Origin of the sequence: Pseudomonas rhodesiae (assembly GCF_007858255.1) — a bacterium.
Lineage (GTDB): Bacteria > Pseudomonadota > Gammaproteobacteria > Pseudomonadales > Pseudomonadaceae > Aquipseudomonas > Aquipseudomonas rhodesiae.
This window is the reverse complement of sequence record NZ_VFEU01000010.1, coordinates 16,211-33,163: the sequence shown is the minus strand read 5'-3', so window position 1 is coordinate 33,163 and position 16,953 is coordinate 16,211. Positions and strand designations below refer to the sequence as shown.

Sequence of the window (16,953 nt, the reverse complement as noted above, 5' to 3'; positions counted from 1 at the left end):
GAGGATCAGGCGCCAGGCAATGCGAGTTGCGGGTTGACGAAGTCAAACGCCGCCAACTGAAAGCCTTGCTCATCCACCTGCAACGCCCAACCCTGCTTGTCCCAATCCCCGAGCACAATGCGCCGGGCAGCCTGGTCACCGATCTGCAGCTTGTGGATCGCCGGGCGGTGGGTATGGCCGTGCACGAGTGTGCGCACGCCGAAGTGCTGCATGACCCGCGGCACTTCCTCGGGGGTAACATCCACAATGTCATTGGCCTTCATGCGCGTTTGCGCCCGGCTCTCGCTGCGCAGCTTGCGCGCCAGCTTGTGGCGGCTGCCCAAGGGCAGATGGCGCAGGATAAACAGCACAATGGGGTTGCGCAGGATGCGCCGCAGCTTCATATAGCCAAGGTCGCGGGTGCACAGGCTGTCGCCGTGCATCAGCAGCACGGGCTCACCGTGCAGTTGCACCACGCTCGGGTCTTTAAGCAGGGTGGCGCCGGCGGCTTTGCAGAACGCCTTGCCGAGCAAGAAATCGCGGTTGCCGTGCATGATGAAAATCGCGGTGCCGCTGTCGCTCAGTTCACGCAGGTGCGCGCAAATCGAGCGTTGGAATTCGGTCATCCCATCGTCGCCAATCCAGGCTTCGAAGAAGTCCCCCAGAATGTACAACGCCTGGGCACCACGGGCGCGGCCGTGGAGCAGATCCAGAAACGCCCGGGTGATGTCCGGGCGCTCCTCTTCCAGATGCAAATCTGAAATCAGCAATATCACCCAACGATCTCGGCTTTCTCGATGATCACGTCTTCAGCAGGGACGTCCTGGTGGCCAGCCTTAGAGGTGGTGGACACGCCTTTGATCTTGTCGACCACATCGGTGCCTTCGGTGACTTTACCGAACACCGCATAACCCCAGCCCTGTACGTGCTTGCCGCTGTGGTTGAGGAAAGTGTTGTCGGCCACGTTGATGAAGAACTGCGCGGAGGCCGAGTGCGGCTCCATGGTACGGGCCATGGCGACGGTGTACTTGTCGTTGGAGAGGCCGTTGTCCGCTTCGTTCTGGATGCTTGGGCGCTTGTCTTTCTTTTCTTTCATGCCTGGCTCGAAACCGCCGCCCTGGATCATGAAGTTGCCGATGACACGGTGGAAAACGGTGTTTTCGTAGTGGCCGGCTTTAACGTATTCGATGAAGTTGGCGACGGTGATCGGCGCTTTCTCGGCGTTCAGCTCGATGACGATGTCACCGTGGTTGGTGGTCAATTTGACTTGAGTCATGTGCACTACTCTTTTCAGGGAATTCGTGGGTTTGGGCGCGCAGAGCGCCTGACCTGTCTGGCTAAACGGCGGCCAAGGCGCGCAGTTTAGCGTGCCCGGCGGGAATTTCGAGGTGGTTTTTTACCGCCCGTGCATTAAATGCAGCAGTTTTGGGCCACGCTCTGTCAGCGGCTTGACCGCTTCGGCTATGATAAGCCCTTTGTTTTATCTGGCCGCAAACGGCCACGAACCTGTCTGTTCAAGGATCCTATGAGCAAGCCCACTGTCGACCCTACCTCGAATTCCAAGGCCGGACCTGCCGTCCCGGTCAATTTCCTGCGCCCGATCATCCAGGCGGACCTGGATTCGGGCAAGCACACGCAGATCGTCACCCGTTTCCCGCCTGAGCCCAACGGCTACCTGCACATCGGTCACGCCAAGTCGATCTGTGTGAACTTCGGCCTGGCCCAGGAATTCGGCGGCGTCACGCACCTGCGTTTCGACGACACCAACCCGGCCAAGGAAGACCAGGAATACATCGACGCCATCGAAAGCGACGTGAAGTGGCTGGGTTTCGAATGGTCCGGTGAAGTGCGCTATGCCTCGCAGTACTTCGACCAGTTGCACGACTGGGCCGTGGAGTTGATCAAGGCCGGCAAGGCCTACGTCGACGATCTGAGCCCGGAGCAAGCCAAGGAATACCGTGGCACGCTGACCGAACCGGGCAAGAACAGCCCGTTCCGCGACCGTTCGGTGCAAGAGAACCTGGACTGGTTCGCCCGCATGCGCGCCGGTGAGTTCCCGGACGGCGCCCGCGTACTGCGCGCCAAGATCGACATGGCCTCGCCGAACATGAACCTGCGCGACCCGATCATGTACCGCATCCGCCACGCCCATCACCACCAGACCGGCGACAAGTGGTGCATCTACCCCAACTACGACTTCACCCACGGCCAGTCGGACGCCATCGAAGGCATCACTCATTCGATCTGCACCCTTGAGTTCGAGAGCCATCGTCCGCTGTATGAGTGGTTCCTGGACAACCTGCCGGTGCCGGCCCATCCGCGCCAGTACGAGTTCAGCCGCCTGAACCTGAACTACACCATCACCAGCAAGCGCAAGCTCAAGCAGTTGGTGGACGAACAGCACGTCAACGGCTGGGACGATCCGCGTATGTCCACGCTGTCGGGCTTCCGCCGTCGTGGCTACACGCCGGCTTCGATCCGTAACTTCTGCGAAATGGTTGGTACTAACCGCTCCGACGGCGTGGTGGACTACGGCATGCTCGAATTCAGCATCCGCCAGGACCTCGACGCCAACGCGCCGCGCGCCATGTGCGTACTGCGTCCGTTGAAAGTGGTGATCACCAACTACCCGGAAGATAAGGTCGACCACCTCGAACTGCCGCGTCATCCGCAGAACGAAGCCCTCGGCGTGCGCAAGCTGCCGTTCGCCCGGGAAATCTACATCGACCGTGACGACTTCATGGAAGAGCCGCCAAAAGGCTACAAGCGCCTGGAGCCGAACGGCGAAGTGCGCCTGCGCGGCAGCTACGTGATCCGTGCCGACGAAGCGATCAAGGACGCCGACGGCAACATCGTCGAACTGCGTTGCTCGTACGACCCGGACACCCTGGGCAAGAACCCCGAAGGCCGCAAGGTCAAGGGCGTGATCCACTGGGTGCCGGCCGCCGCCAGCATCGAGTGCGAAGTGCGTCTGTACGATCGTCTGTTCCGCTCGCCGAATCCGGAGAAGGCCGAAGACAGCGCCAGTTTCCTCGACAACATCAACCCCGACTCCCTGCAAGTACTCACTGGTTGTCGTGCCGAGCCATCGCTTGGTGACGCACAGCCGGAAGACCGTTTCCAGTTCGAGCGCGAAGGCTACTTCTGCGCGGATATCAAGGACTCGAAACCTGGTGCTCCGGTATTCAACCGTACCGTGACCCTGCGTGATTCGTGGGGCCAGTGATTCTCTAAGGAAGCCGTTGTGCTAACGATCTACAACACACTCAGCAAGACCAAAGAAGTCTTCAAGCCGCTCGATGGCAACAAGGTGCGCATGTACGTGTGCGGCATGACCGTGTACGACTACTGCCACATCGGCCACGGCCGCAGCATGGTGGCCTTCGACCTGGTCACCCGCTGGCTGCGTTTCAGCGGCTATGACCTGACCTACGTGCGTAACATCACCGACATCGACGACAAGATCATCAATCGCGCCAACGAAAACGGCGAGTCGTTCGACGCGTTGACCGAGCGCATGATCGCCGCGATGCACGAGGACGAGGCGCGCCTCAACATCCTCAAACCGGACATGGAACCGCGCGCCACCGACCACATTGCCGGCATGCACGCGATGATCCAGACCCTTATCGACAAGGGTTACGCCTACGCGCCGGGCAATGGCGACGTGTACTACCGCGTGGCCAAGTTCATGGGCTACGGCAAGCTGTCGCGCAAGAAAATCGAAGACCTGCGCATCGGCGCGCGCATCGAAGTCGACGAAGCCAAGCAAGACCCGCTGGACTTCGTGCTGTGGAAAGCCACCAAGCCCGGCGAGCCGAGCTGGGAGTCTCCGTGGGGCGCAGGCCGCCCGGGCTGGCACATCGAATGCTCGGTGATGTCGACCTGCTGCCTGGGCGAGACCTTCGACATTCATGGCGGCGGCAGCGACCTGGAGTTCCCGCACCACGAAAACGAAATCGCCCAGAGCGAAGCCGCCACCGGCAAGACCTACGCCAACGCCTGGATGCACTGCGGCATGATCCGCATCAATGGCGAGAAGATGTCCAAGTCCTTGAACAACTTCTTCACCATCCGCGACGTGCTGGAAAAGTACCACCCGGAAGTGGTGCGTTACCTGCTGGTGTCCAGCCACTACCGCAGCGCCATCAACTACTCGGAAGACAACCTCAAGGACGCCAAGGGCGCCCTGGAGCGGTTCTACCACGCGTTGAAAGGCTTGCCCGCCGTTGCACCTGCCGGCGGCGAAGCCTTCGTGGCACGCTTTACCGAAGTCATGAACGACGACTTCGGCACGCCGGAAGCCTGCGCGGTGCTGTTCGAAATGGTGCGCGAGATCAACCGCCTGCGCGAGAGCGACCTCGACGCGGCGGCAGGCCTGGCGGCACGCTTGAAAGAACTGGCGAGCGTGTTGGGCGTGCTGCAGATGGAAGCCGACGACTTCCTGCAGGCCGGCGCCGAAGGGCGTGTGGATGCGGCTGAAGTGGATGCGTTGATCCAGGCGCGCTTGGCGGCTCGTGCCAGTAAAGACTGGGCGGAATCCGACCGTATCCGCGACCAACTGACCGCGATGGGTGTGGTGTTGGAAGATGGCAAAGGCGGCACGACCTGGCGGTTGGCTGATCAAGCTTGACCGTTGATTGCTGAATAAAAAACGCCCCGACTGGTTCGGGGCTTTTTTTGCACACTGTTTTACTGAGCGGCTCGCACGCCGCAGCCCATGTGTTCCTTGACAAATCCAATCCCATGAACCTGACTTAAACACGGAGAACGTCTACGCGGTTTGCGACGAAACAGTTTTATCTCTTAAAGCGTTTTAATTTCTTCAAGGCATGAAGGATATTGAAATGAATAGGATATGGGCTGTATTGGCGCTGCTGCTGTGGATGCCAGCGTGTTATGCACAGAATCTGTGGCTGCAGCTGCAGAGTCGGCACGAAACCATAGAGGCGGTCGAGGCCTCCCTCGGGGATTATCGCGTCCCCCCCGTTACGCCGGCCACGGCAGCCGTTGAGCGCGGTTGGAATATCGTTGTCGTGGATGCCAGTAACAAGACCCTGTACAGCCGCATGATCGATGACAGCCGTTATCGTCGTGGGGAAGTGTTTGATGAGGTCACGGGGCAGATCAAGCGGGTGAAGGAAACGTTCGTGGCCGAAGGCATGGAAGAGGTATTGCTGCCCTTCGACAGCCAAGTGGCGAGGGTCAGGATTTACCGCATCGACGTCGATAACGCTAGCCCCCCACGTGGCCAGCAAGCGGCTAGACCGGTCGTCGACATGGATCGCCAGGCAATTGAGCGCCTGACCAAACGCGCGTCCTTGCGTGGCGTGCTCGGCGATATCGACAGTGACAAGGTGGTGGTACTCAACCCGGACGGCAGTACTGGAAGAAAGCCCTTGGTCTTCGCCTTTGTCGGCGACGGATACGCCCGTGAAGATATGGACGCGTACCGTGAAGAGGTGAACGCCGCGATCGAGATCATCACGGGCGACGCGGTATTCGCCGGGATCAAGGAACAGGTCGGGTTTTTACGTGTGGATCATGTTTCGCCAGTGTCGGGCCAACCGGATACTGCCGCGATTGAAAGTATGATGAAGCACAGTAATCAGTTGGGGCACGGCATTTATGATGTGTCCATCAAACTGTCGAAGTTCACCTATCATCAGCATGGCGTCGGCGGGATCGCCAGCACCAATAAGATTTATATCTTCAAGACCACACCTGGTCAGCCCGTCGCCCTGTCCGCGATTCCCCATGAGATCGGGCACGCGCTGTTCGGCCTGACGGACGAATACCCTTCCTACGACCCTCCTCAAGACTGTTCCCCCAAGGATTCCCTCTGGCCGAACGTGACTCGGCAGACCGACCGAACAAAAGTCCCGTGGGCCGACTTGATCAAGCCGGATACCCCGGTTCCGACCGACGAGAATGTTGCCGAAGCCGGCGCCATCGGCCTGTACACCATCTACAAGGATTGTCTCTACAACCCCGTACCCCAGGGCATCATGGGTGGCGGCCGCTATGGCACCAAGGGTTATCAGGCAGGGTGGGGCGCGGTCAACGAACGGCACATCCGTAGCGTACTGCAGGCTTATCTGGGGAGCGCGCTGCCGTTGGTGTTCTCGCCATCCGTCGTTATGAAGATCAAGACCGGGGAGCAGCGAGACTATCTGGGGGCGACTGTACGCGACAGCGGTGTGCCCCTGATCCTTGAGGCCGGTTCGACGAGTGTGCCCAATCCTGGGGCTGCGGCGTTCTCTTATCGCTGGACGTTGCCCGCCGAACTCAAGCCTCAGGTCAATGGGCGCTACGCGATGATCGTCCCGCCCGAAACGCCGCAGTTCGCGCAATACCCTGTGCAAGTGGAGATCACCGACACCAAGGCCTCCAACAGCCGTACCGAAACGCTGACGGTGTTCCCGAAGATCCGCATCACAGGGGAAATCATCGGGCCATCCTCCGTGATCGGAGGCACATGGCTGGAATTGACGGCCGCTACCCAGCACCAGGGCGGCAACGACCCATCATTTCACTACGCCTGGACGCTGCCATCCGGCTGGGGCCAACCCATCGGCAATGGGACCCCGACCCTGCGTGTGCTCTCGCCACCCGTGGCGGTGAGCACGTCGGGTACGTTCAGCGTGGTGGTCACGCCGTCCGTGGCACTGCCGGGAACCGAGAACAATCCTTATCCCGACAAGCGCAGCATCAAGGCCGATGCCGTGACCCTGACTACAACCGTGGTAGCCAGGCAACGCGAGCCGGTCGATATCGAGCCCCACGCGAAGATCCAGGGGCCGTCGTCGATCGGTGTCGCGCAGTTGTTCAGCCTGGATGGGTCCGGCTCCGAGATCCCGTATTCACCCACCAGGATGCAATACCGCTGGACAGCCCCTGGGTTTGCGCCGGTCAGTTCTACCGTCATTGCGCCGCAATTCAAAGCGCCGGCAAGCCCCGGCGATTACCCGGTGACCCTCACGGTCACCAACAGTGAGCACCGCAGCAGCGTGGTTACGCGCACGCTTAGGGTCCAGGCAGGGGAGGCGCCGCCCGAGCCGGAGAGGATCGAGGGGCCGCAGACTGTCACATCGGGTGAGGTCGTCACCTTCCGCGCCATCGTCAACCATCCGCAAGATGTTCGCGGTTACAGCTGGGCATTACCTCAGGGGTTTGGCTTCGACCATGGCAACGCGGCACAGATCACGCCAACGGTGCCGACGGTCACGCAGAATACCGGCGGCAGGGTCGGTGTGCTGGTCTATCGGACGGGGTCCGCCAACCCTACCTCGCTCGCCAAGGACATTGTGATCCAGCCAAAGCCCGGTGGCGCGGCGCCCGTGGCGAAGATCACTGGGGCTGCCACGGTGCCGGTAGGTGAAGTACTGGTGATGTCGGCCGTGGGGTCCAGCGGCGATAAGCTGCGCTATACCTGGACCGCGAATGGGTTCTCTCCCGCGACTTACGCCGGCATTGGCCCGATCTTCACGGCACCGACGACGGCAGGCCCGCGCACACTCGTGCTGACCGTCACCGACGCCAGCAATCGCAGCGCGACCGCCAGTCATACGGTCAATGTCACCGCCCGGCCTGGCAGCGACTGCGCGCCGGCATGGGTGGCTGGCAAGGTGTATGCGACGCCGGCGGAGAAGGTGTCCTACGCCGGCTACAACTACGAAGTCGCCCATTGGACTCAGAACGACCGGCCGGACCTGAACTATGTGTTGAGCGGTTCCGCCAAGCCCTGGCGGCGCCTGGGAACCTGCACACCATGAGAGGCTCGCCCATGTTTTTACCGCGCTGACCTCAGCGCTCAGCGCCGGCTGCTGACCTCAGCCGGCACATCATCCCCGGCCATGCGCTTGCGAAACAGCGCCGTGCGGGCTAGCAATACTGTGGTCACCGGCACGGTGATCGACAGCAGAATCGGGATCAACCAGCCATGCAGCACCGGCCCGGATTTGAGCACCGAAAAGTAGATGATCGACGCCAACGCCACGCACCACGCGCCCAATGTCGAGGCCAGGGCCGGTGGGTGCATGCGCTGGAAGAAGTCCTTCATGCGCAGCAGCCCCAATGCGCCAATCAGTGCAAACAGGCTGCTGAGTACCAGCAGCACGCCCACCACGATTTCCATCCATATCGGCATCATTCAATCACCTCTCCACGCAGCAGGAATTTGGCCAGGGCAAACGAGCCCACGAAGCCGAACAGCGCGATCAGCAGCGCCGCTTCGAAGTAGGTGTCACTGGCATAACGAATGCCCAGCACCAGCATCATCAGCATTGCCAGGATGTACAGATAGTCCAGGGCCAGAACCCGGTCTTGGGCCGATGGGCCTTTGAACAGGCGTATCAGGGTCAGCACCATGGCCAGGGAAAACAGGAACAGGCTGAACAGGATCGCGTTGGCGAGCAGGGGGCTCATTCGAAGATCTCCATCAGGGGCCGCTCGTAGGTGGTTTTGAAGTGCTCGATAAACTGCGCTTCATCGTCCAGATCGAACACGTGCAGCAGCAGGATGCTGCGGTCCAGCGCCAGTTCCGACCAAATGGTGCCGGGCACCACGGTGGTGATCATCGACAGCGCCGCCAGGCCGTTGGGGTCACGCAGGTCCAAGGGGATCTTGATAAAGCACGAGCGCGGCGGGCGCGAGCCGCAGGTCAGCACGCCCCAGGCCACTTGCAGGTTGGACACGATCACGTCGCGCCCCACCAGCAGCAACAGGCGCAGAATCACGCCCGGACGGCGGATGCGGATCGGCAGCGGCCGCAACGGCGCCATCATCAGCGGGGCCAGAAAGCCGAGCAACGCGCCGAGCAGCAGATTGCCAGGGCTGACGGACAGGTTCAGCACCAGCCACAGCAGCCACAATGCCAGGGATAGCCACGGGGCAGGGAATAGGCGCTTCATGGTTGCACCTGTGCGGCAGTGGCCTTGGCTTCAGGGCTGGGCTCCGGGCGCGTGGCCATGACGGCCATCACGTACTGCTCGGGGTTGTTCAGACTCTGGGCGGTGGCCTGGGTGTAGCGCATCAGCGGTTCTGCCTTGAAGGTCAGCGCGATGCTCAGCCCCAGTAAAAAGAAGATCGGCAGGCATTCATAGCGACGCAGCAGTGGCGACGGGCGTTCTTCCGGGGTCCAGAAGCGCTGGATGCCCATACGCGCAAACGCGATCAGCGAGGCCAGGCCGGACAGGATCAACAGCACCACCAGGCCCCACGCGGCGGGCCGGATCGGCGCGTCGGCGCTGGCACCGAGGCCCAACGGGTTGACCAGCGCGCTCAACAGGCTGAGCTTGCCGATAAACCCGGACAGCGGCGGCATGCCAATAATCAGCAGGGCGCAGGCCACAAAGCTCAAGCCGAGGAAGGCCATGGTCCAGGGGATCACCTGGCCGATCACGGCTTTCTGCTCGTCGTCCAGGTTCACGCCGGGCCGAGGGTGCAGGGACTCCATGGCTTTGGGCAAGGCGTCGATCTCTTCATCCAGCGGCAGGTCGTTGGCCGAACGCGAACGCTCGATCAGTTCGGCCAACAGGAACAGGGCACTCAAGGCCAGGGTGGAGCTGACCAGATAGAACAACGCGCCAGCGGTCAGGCTCGGTTGGGCGAAGCCTACCGCCGATAGCAGGATCCCAGCCGAGACCAGGATACTCAGGCTCGCCATGCGCTCCAGCCGCTGCGCCGCTACCATCGCCAGCGCCGCGCAGATGATCGTGGCCATGCCGCCGTACACCAGCCAGTCGCCGCCGAACAACGCCGACGCGCCGGCCTGGCCGGAGAACAGCAGGGTCCACAAGCGCAGCACGGTGTACACGCCGACCTTGGTCATGATCGCGAACATCGCCGCCACCGGCGCACTGGCCGAAGAGTAGGCCGGCGCCAACCAGAAGTTCAGCGGCCACATGCCAGCCTTGGCCAGGAACGCGGTGGCGAGGATCGCCGCACCGGCGTGCAGCAGGCCGCGATCGGCCTCGGGCACCAGCGGGATTTTCAGCGCCAGGTCGGCGAAGTTCAGCGTGCCGGTGACGCCGTAGGTCATCGCCGCGCCGATCAGGAACAGCGACGACGCCAACAAGTTGATCGCGATGTAATGCAGCCCCGACGATACCCGCGCGCGGCCGGAGCCATGCAACATCAACCCGTAGGACGCGGCCAGCAGCACCTCGAAAAATACGAACAGGTTGAACAGGTCTGCGGTGAGGAATGCACCGTACAGGCCCATCATCTGGATCTGGAACAGCGCGTGGAAACTGGTGCCGGCGCGGTCCCAGCGTGCCATGGCGAACAGCAGCGCACTGACGCCAATGATTCCGGTGAGCACCAGCATCAGCGCCGACAGTTGATCCACCACCAGCACAATACCGAACGGCACTTGCCAGTTGCCCGGCAGGTACACACCGATGGAGCCGGGGCCGTCTTGCTGCGTCCAGTACAGCAGCAGGATCGCGGTGGCGAGGCCAAGCATGCTGGAAAACAGGTTGATACGCGCCTTGAGTGGCCGGCGTTTCTCGCTGAGCATCAGCATCAGCGCGGCGGTCAGCAACGGCAGCAGGATCGGCGCGACGATCAGTTGGTTCACCCACGTCATTCCTTGGGCTCCCGGCCATCCACATGGTCGGTGCCGGTCAGGCCCCGCGATGCCAACAGCACCACCAGAAACAGCGCGGTCATGGCGAAGCTGATCACGATGGCGGTCAGCACCAGGGCCTGGGGCAGGGGGTCGGTGTAGTGCAATAGGTCCTGCGGCACGCCGTCCTTGATGATCGGCTCCTTGCCGATAAACAGGCTGCCCATGCTGAAAATGAACAGGTTGACCCCGTAGGACAGCAGGCACAGGCCCATCACCACCTGGAAAGTCCGTGGTCGTAGGACCAGCCACACCCCCGACGCCGCCAGGACCCCAATGGCAATTGCGATGACTTCTTCCATCAGGCGGCTCCTTCGGTTGCAGCGACTGCTTTAGGCTGGTTGCTCGGTTTATGCGCACGCACCGATTGGTGGCCGAGGGCGGTGAGCATCAATAGGGTCGAACCGACCACCATGGCGTACACGCCCACATCGAAGAACAACGCGCTGGCGATATGGATATCGCCCAGCACCGGCACGCTCAGATGCAAGGTGTGGGTGGTGAGGAACGGATAGCCGAAGCACAGCGCACCGAGCCCGGTGAGGGTCGCGGAAAACAAACCGAAGCCCATCCAGCGCATCGGCCGCAGGCTCATCTGCGCCTCGACCCACTGGGTGCCGGCCACCATGTACTGCAGGATAAACGCCACCGACATCACCAGGCCCGCGACAAAACCGCCGCCCGGTTGGTTGTGGCCGCGCATAAACAGATAAAACGACACCACCAGCGCAATCGGCAGCAGCAAGCGCACCAGCACCGCCGGCACCATCATAAAACCCAGGGCGGTGTCGCTGGCCTGGCGTGGGTTGACCAGGTCGGTGGCCACGTCCGGCGCCAACTGCCGTTGTTGTGGCGGCAGCTCCATACTTTCCTTGGATGGGCGGAAACGCCGCAGCAGGGCGTAGACCGTCAGCGCCACGGCGCCGAGCACGGTGATTTCGCCCAGGGTATCGAAGCCCCGGAAGTCCACCAGCATCACGTTCACCACATTGCTGCCGCCGCCTTCGGGCAGGGCGCGGCTGAGGTAGAACGAGGAGATATCGTTGGGGGTCTGGCGGGTCAGCATCGCGTAGGACAGCAACGCCATGCCACCACCCACCACGGTGGACAGCAGGAAGTCGCGGACCCGGCGCACCCTGGCCCTGCGCAAGGTATTAGGCAGCGGCGAAACCTCTTCGATCCGCCGTGGCAGCCAGCGCAGGCCGAGCAGGATCAGCACGGTGGTCACCACTTCCACCACCAGTTGGGTCAGGGCCAGGTCCGGCGCCGAGAACCACACGAATGTAATGCAGGTCATCAGCCCGCACACGCTGACCATGGTCAGGGCGGCGAGCCGGTGGTACTTGGCTTGCCAGGCGGCGCCCAGGGCGCAGGCGATCGCCAGCACCCACAGGGTTACGAACACCACCGAACCGGGGATTTTCGGACGGTCGCCCCAACTCAGGCCGCTGTTGAGCATGGGGATCAGGCCGCCGATCACCGCCACCAACACCAGCAGGAACAACTGCGGTTGCAGGCGCTTGGTGCTGATGCGTTTTTCGATCCTGCGCACGCCGCGCATCATCACCACCAGGCTGCGTTCGAAGCCGCGCTTGCCGTTGAAATAACTGATCACCGGCGGGTACTTGAAACGGCCGCGCTTGAGCTGCTTGCGTAGCATCAGGTACAGCACCACACCGCCGGACATCGCCACCAGGCTCATGATCATCGGTGCGTTCCAGCCGTGCCAGATCGCCAGGCTGTACTCGGGCAGCACGCCGCCCACCACCGGCAACGCGGCAGCGGCGAGGATCGAACCGACCATCTGCGCCGGAAAAATCCCCACCAGCAGGCAGGTGAATACCAGCAGCTCCACCGGTGCGCGCATCCAGCGCGGTGGCTCGTGGGGGGTGTGGGGCAGGTTGTTGGGGGGCGGGCCGAAGAATACATCCACGGTAAAACGCAGTGCGTAGGCGACGCTGAAGGTGCCGGCAATGGTGGCGATCACCGGCAATGCGACTTCCACCCATCTTGTCGCCGAGATAAATACGGTTTCGGCGAAGAACATCTCTTTGGACAGGAAACCATTGAGCAACGGCACGCCGGCCATGGACGCACTGGCCACCATCGCCAGGGTCGCGGTGAACGGGATCAGGCGCACCAGGCCGCTGAGTTTGCGGATGTCCCGCGTGCCACTTTCGTGGTCGATGATGCCCGCAGCCATAAACAGCGAGGCTTTAAAAGTGGCGTGGTTGAGGATGTGGAACACGGCGGCCACGGCGGCCAGCGGGCTGTTGAGGCCCAGCAGCAAGGTGATCAGCCCGAGGTGGCTGATGGTGGAATAGGCCAGCAGGCCCTTGAGGTCGTTTTGGAACATGGCGCAGTAAGCGCCGAGGAGGAGGGTGAGGGCGCCGGCACCGCCGACGATCCAGAACCATTCTTCGCTGCCGGACACCGACGGCCACAGGCGGGCCAGCAGGAACACGCCGGCCTTCACCATCGTCGCCGAGTGCAGGTAGGCCGAAACCGGCGTGGGCGCGGCCATGGCGTGGGGCAGCCAGAAATGGAACGGAAACTGCGCACTCTTGCTCAAGGCACCCATCAGCACCAGCGCGAGCATCACCGGGTACAGCGCGTGCGCACGAATCTGATCGCCCGCCGCCAATACCAGGTCAAGGTCGTAGCTGCCGACGATATGCCCCAGCAGCATCACGCCCGCCAGCAGGCACAGACCACCCGCGCCGGTGACCATCAGCGCCATATAGGCACCGCGTCGCGCATCGGCGCGGTGGTGCCAATAGCCGATCAGCAGGAATGAGAACAGGCTGGTCAGCTCCCAGAAGAACACGATCTGGATCAGATTGCCGGAGATCACCAGGCCCAGCATGGCGCCCATAAAGGCCAGGAAAAACGCGAAGAAGCGCGGTACCGGGTCGTCCGGCGACATGTAATAACGCGCATACAGCGACACCAGTGTGCCGATGCCCAGCACCAGCATCGAAAACAGCCAGGCGAAGCCATCCATGCGCAGCACGAAATTTAGCCCGAGGCTGGGCAGCCACATGAATTCTTCGCGAATCACGCCGCCGTAGGCGACCTGGGGGTACAGCAAGGCGACTTGAACGGTGCCGACCAGCGCCACCAGGCCGGCCAGCAGGGATTCGGTATTACGTGCGTTATGCGGCAGCAATGCCGCCAGACAGCTGCCGATAAAAGGCAGAAGCAGTAGAACTATCAGGGACATAGGCTTCTAATCTGCGGGAGTTTGGGATGCATCATACGTGCCGCTTTCTGGATCACCAAACGGCAAGATGTGGCAGGATCCTACAGAGGCAGTTGAAGACGGCTACAAGCGGCAAGCTGCAAGAGAAACAGCCGGCCGCGTATTTCGTACGGCTTGTGGCTGACAGCTTAGACCATCAACCCTGATTTTCCGGTTCAACTTCGGCCTTAGCGTCGACAACGTTCGAGCTGTTCCTCTTCATTTCACTCACAATCACCGCCACCACGATCAGCGCCGCGCCCAGCATGGCAATTGGCGGGAAGCGCTCACCGGCAATCCGCCCGACCACGCCAGCCCACACCGGCTCGCCGGCATAGATCAACGTGGCCCGGGTTGGCGAGACGCTTTGTTGCGCCCAGTTCATCGCCACTTGGATCACCGCGCTGGTCAGGCCCAGGCCCACTGCACTGAACAGCAGCAACCACGAGAACCCCGGGAGCACCTCGCCCATCGGCACCACCATCAGAAATGACAGCAGCGATGCGGTGGCCAGTTGCACCACGGTCACGCGGCGCACGTCCACCTGGCCGGCGAACGCGCTGATCAGGATGATTTCGGCGGCAATCGCGATGGCGCCGATCAAGGTCGCGATTTCCCCGGCGCTGAAATTCAGCGATGCACCCGCCGGGCCGGTCAGCAACATCAGCCCGGCAAACGCCAGCATGATACCCAGGCTCGGCATCAGGCCCGGCCGACGGCCCAGTACCAGCCATTGCAGCAACGGCACGAAGGGCACATACAAAGCGGTAATAAACGCCGATTGGCTGCTGAGGATGGTTTGCAGGCCGATGGTCTGCAACCCGTAGCCGAACATGATCGCTACACCGATAAATACCCCGGCTTTCAACTCGAACAGCGTCAGGTCGCGCAAGGTGCGCAAGGAAAAGAAACCGACCGCAATGGCCGCCGCGGCAAAACGCAGGCCCACGAAAAACATCGGCCCGCTGACGGCCATGGCGTGTTGCACCAGTAAAAAGGTGCCGCCCCAAATCATGGTGATAAACACCAGGATGCACTCGGCTTTGCTGAATCGATGGAAACGCGATGGAGAGTTCGGGGTGGTCATGTGGGCTCGGTCTTGCAAGGAAAAGGCACGGACCGCACAATGCGCCGCACGCTGGGCAGTATACTGCGCACACCCACCCATTGAGCAATATAGTGCACAAAGAAAATCCGCAGCGGGCTTCGGTCCTGCAACACGTCAGCCAGAACGTTCGTCGCCTGCGCCACGCCGCCGACCTCAGCCAAGCTGCGCTTTCGGAAAAGTCCGGGGTCAGCCGGCGCATGCTGGTGGCCATCGAGGCCGGCGAGAAGAACGTCAGCCTGTCGACGCTCGACCGCGTCGCCGAAGCCTTGGGCGTTGCCTTCAGCGACCTGATCCAAGCCCCGGACGTGCGCGACCATAGCCGTATCAACGAGCTGGCCTGGGCCGGCGAAATCGTCGGCAGCAAGGCCGTGTTATTGGCCAAGGCCACCGCGCGGCGCGAGGTCGAGTTGTGGGAATGGCGCTTGGAACCCGGCGATATTTACTCCCCCGACCCCGATTTGGAAGGCTGGAGCGAGCAACTGTTCGTGTTCGAAGGCTTCTTGACCCTGGTGGTGCGCGACCAGGAAAACACCATTGCTGCCGGTGAGTTCTTTATGTTTGCCAGCCATCAACCCCACGCCTATCGCAATGACGGTGAGGTGGCCGTGCGTTTTGTGCGCAACGTGGTGATCTAACTGTTTGCCAGGCAACAGTGGAACCACACTTTGCTGGTTAAACACATCAGCTGGCACCGCATATAGGCAGCAAATCGCTGATTTTATTGGCGATTAAAATCAGGCACGACTCCTGCAATCCCCAGGTCATCCCCATCGGAACCTGGAGTCGGCCCATGTCAGCCCACCCTCTGCACCCTGCCCATATCATCCGCTCGGATGCCGAAGCCATCGAGGTGGCCACGCGTCTGGCCGAACGCTTTGCCGTTGGCGCCAGTGAGCGCGATCGTGAACGCCGCCTGCCGGTGGCCGAACTCGACGAGTTTTCCGCCAGCGGCCTGTGGGGCATCACCGTGCCCAAAGCCTACGGTGGCGCCGAAGTGTCCTATGTGACGGTGGCCGAGGTGATCAAGTTGATCTCCGCCGCCGACCCCTCCCTCGGGCAGATCCCGCAAAACCACCTTGGCGTGGTGGACCTGCTGCTGCACACCGCCAGCGAGGAACAAAAGCGCTATTACTTCGGCAAAATTCTCGCCGGTTATCGTTTCGGCAATGCCTTCTCCGAGGCCAAGAGCAAAAACGCCGGGACCTTCGACACGCAAATCCGCATCGATGGCGACAGTGCGCAGATCAACGGTGAAAAGTTCTATTGCACCGGCGCACTGTTCGCCCACCTGGTGCCCACCGTCGGCAACAACGAGCACGGCCAGGCGCTGATTGCCTTCGTCGAGCGCGACGCCCCAGGGCTGAGTGTGATCGACAGCTGGGACGGCTTCGGCCAGCGCACCACGGCCAGTGGCGGGGTGACCCTCGATGGCGTAACGGTGCCCCTGAGCGCGGTGATACCCGCACACCTGGCCTTCGACCGACCCACTGCCAATGGCCCGATCTCGCAGATCATCCAGGCCGCCGTCGACACCGGCATCGCCGTAGGCGCTTTGGAGCAGGCCAAACTCCACGCACGTCAGGCGCGGCCTTGGATCGACAGCCAGCAGGAGCACGGCTGGCAAGACCCTTTCACGATTGCCGCCATCGGTGACCTGGCGTGGCGCGTGCACGGCACCGAAGCCATTCTCGCCAAGGCCGGCCTGGCCGTGGACCGGGCCCTGGCCGAGCCGAATGAAGACAGCGTCGCTCAAGCTTCGCTGGTGGTGGCCCAGGCCAAAGTGCTGTCGGCGGAAACCGCATTGCTCGCCAGCAGCAAATTGTTCGAACTGGCCGGTACGCGCTCGGTGACGGGCAAGTACAACCTCGACCGGTTCTGGCGCAATGCCCGCACCCACACCCTGCACGACCCGGCCCGCTGGAAATACCACTTGATCGGCAATTTCGTGCTCAACGGCGTGAAGCCTGCACGCCACGCCTGGAACTGAGAGACCTG

Annotated in this window: 14 protein-coding genes; 5 read left to right on the top strand and 9 right to left on the bottom strand. The window is 62.0% G+C overall.

Annotated elements, in window-relative coordinates; translation table 11 throughout:
- Positions 1–5: 5 nt before the first annotated feature.
- Together lpxH and FIV35_RS16165 are read right to left on the bottom strand one after the other, a co-directional pair.
- Positions 6–755 carry a UDP-2,3-diacylglucosamine diphosphatase gene (lpxH, locus tag FIV35_RS16170; RefSeq protein WP_034138614.1) on the bottom strand — a complete coding sequence of 250 codons (750 nt, stop codon included), beginning with the start codon at positions 753–755 and terminating at the stop codon, positions 6–8.
- Positions 752–1,255: a peptidylprolyl isomerase gene (locus tag FIV35_RS16165; protein ID WP_034138613.1), complete on the bottom strand. Its 504-nt coding sequence runs from the start codon at positions 1,253–1,255 to the stop codon at positions 752–754. Before FIV35_RS16165 ends, lpxH begins: the two co-directional genes overlap by 4 nt.
- A 249-nt stretch (positions 1,256–1,504) precedes the next feature.
- On the opposite strand from FIV35_RS16165, the gene FIV35_RS16160 reads away from it, so the two are divergent.
- The 3 genes from FIV35_RS16160 to FIV35_RS16150 all read left to right on the top strand — a co-directional run bounded on the left by FIV35_RS16160 (position 1,505) and on the right by FIV35_RS16150 (position 7,754).
- Positions 1,505–3,205 (top strand): glutamine--tRNA ligase/YqeY domain fusion protein, encoded by a 1,701-nt coding sequence (locus FIV35_RS16160; RefSeq protein WP_034138612.1) that lies wholly within the window; start codon positions 1,505–1,507, stop codon positions 3,203–3,205.
- A gap of 18 nt (positions 3,206–3,223) precedes the next feature.
- Entirely contained in the window at positions 3,224–4,612 is a 1,389-nt protein-coding gene (cysS, locus tag FIV35_RS16155; protein ID WP_034138611.1) for a cysteine--tRNA ligase, read from the top strand.
- Positions 4,613–4,847: 235 nt separating this feature from the next.
- Entirely contained in the window at positions 4,848–7,754 is a 2,907-nt protein-coding gene (locus FIV35_RS16150; RefSeq protein WP_034138610.1) for a M64 family metallopeptidase, read from the top strand.
- Between the two features lie 38 nt (positions 7,755–7,792).
- On the opposite strand, the gene FIV35_RS16145 is transcribed toward FIV35_RS16150, so the two are convergent.
- From FIV35_RS16145 to FIV35_RS16115, 7 genes are all read right to left on the bottom strand, one after another.
- Positions 7,793–8,131: a Na+/H+ antiporter subunit G gene (locus tag FIV35_RS16145; RefSeq protein WP_034138609.1), complete on the bottom strand. Its 339-nt coding sequence runs from the start codon at positions 8,129–8,131 to the stop codon at positions 7,793–7,795.
- On the bottom strand, positions 8,128–8,406 hold the full coding sequence (locus FIV35_RS16140; protein WP_034098763.1) for a K+/H+ antiporter subunit F: 279 nt from the start codon (positions 8,404–8,406) through the stop codon (positions 8,128–8,130). The genes FIV35_RS16145 and FIV35_RS16140 overlap by 4 nt, the downstream gene beginning before the upstream one ends.
- Positions 8,403–8,891: a Na+/H+ antiporter subunit E gene (locus FIV35_RS16135; protein WP_034138608.1), complete on the bottom strand. Its 489-nt coding sequence runs from the start codon at positions 8,889–8,891 to the stop codon at positions 8,403–8,405. The genes FIV35_RS16140 and FIV35_RS16135 overlap by 4 nt, the downstream gene beginning before the upstream one ends.
- On the bottom strand, positions 8,888–10,570 hold the full coding sequence (locus tag FIV35_RS16130) for a monovalent cation/H+ antiporter subunit D (RefSeq protein ID WP_034138607.1): 1,683 nt from the start codon (positions 10,568–10,570) through the stop codon (positions 8,888–8,890). Before FIV35_RS16130 ends, FIV35_RS16135 begins: the two co-directional genes overlap by 4 nt.
- Positions 10,567–10,911, bottom strand: coding sequence for a Na+/H+ antiporter subunit C (locus tag FIV35_RS16125; protein WP_003202835.1), 345 nt, complete (start codon positions 10,909–10,911; stop codon positions 10,567–10,569). Before FIV35_RS16125 ends, FIV35_RS16130 begins: the two co-directional genes overlap by 4 nt.
- A complete protein-coding gene (locus tag FIV35_RS16120) occupies positions 10,911–13,832 on the bottom strand; it encodes a monovalent cation/H+ antiporter subunit A (protein ID WP_034138606.1) in 2,922 nt (973 codons plus the stop codon). The genes FIV35_RS16125 and FIV35_RS16120 overlap by 1 nt, the downstream gene beginning before the upstream one ends.
- Before the next feature lie 175 nt (positions 13,833–14,007).
- Positions 14,008–14,937, bottom strand: a complete 930-nt coding sequence (locus tag FIV35_RS16115) for a DMT family transporter (protein WP_034098758.1) — start codon at positions 14,935–14,937, stop codon at positions 14,008–14,010.
- 92 nt (positions 14,938–15,029) lie between these two features.
- Here FIV35_RS16115 and FIV35_RS16110 point away from each other — a divergent pair, with 92 nt between their 5' ends.
- Both FIV35_RS16110 and FIV35_RS16105 read left to right on the top strand, forming a co-directional pair.
- Positions 15,030–15,593, top strand: a complete 564-nt coding sequence (locus FIV35_RS16110) for a helix-turn-helix domain-containing protein (RefSeq protein ID WP_034138605.1) — start codon at positions 15,030–15,032, stop codon at positions 15,591–15,593.
- A 155-nt stretch (positions 15,594–15,748) separates the two neighbouring features.
- Positions 15,749–16,945, top strand: a complete 1,197-nt coding sequence (locus FIV35_RS16105) for an SfnB family sulfur acquisition oxidoreductase (RefSeq protein WP_034138604.1) — start codon at positions 15,749–15,751, stop codon at positions 16,943–16,945.
- Positions 16,946–16,953 lie beyond the last annotated feature (8 nt).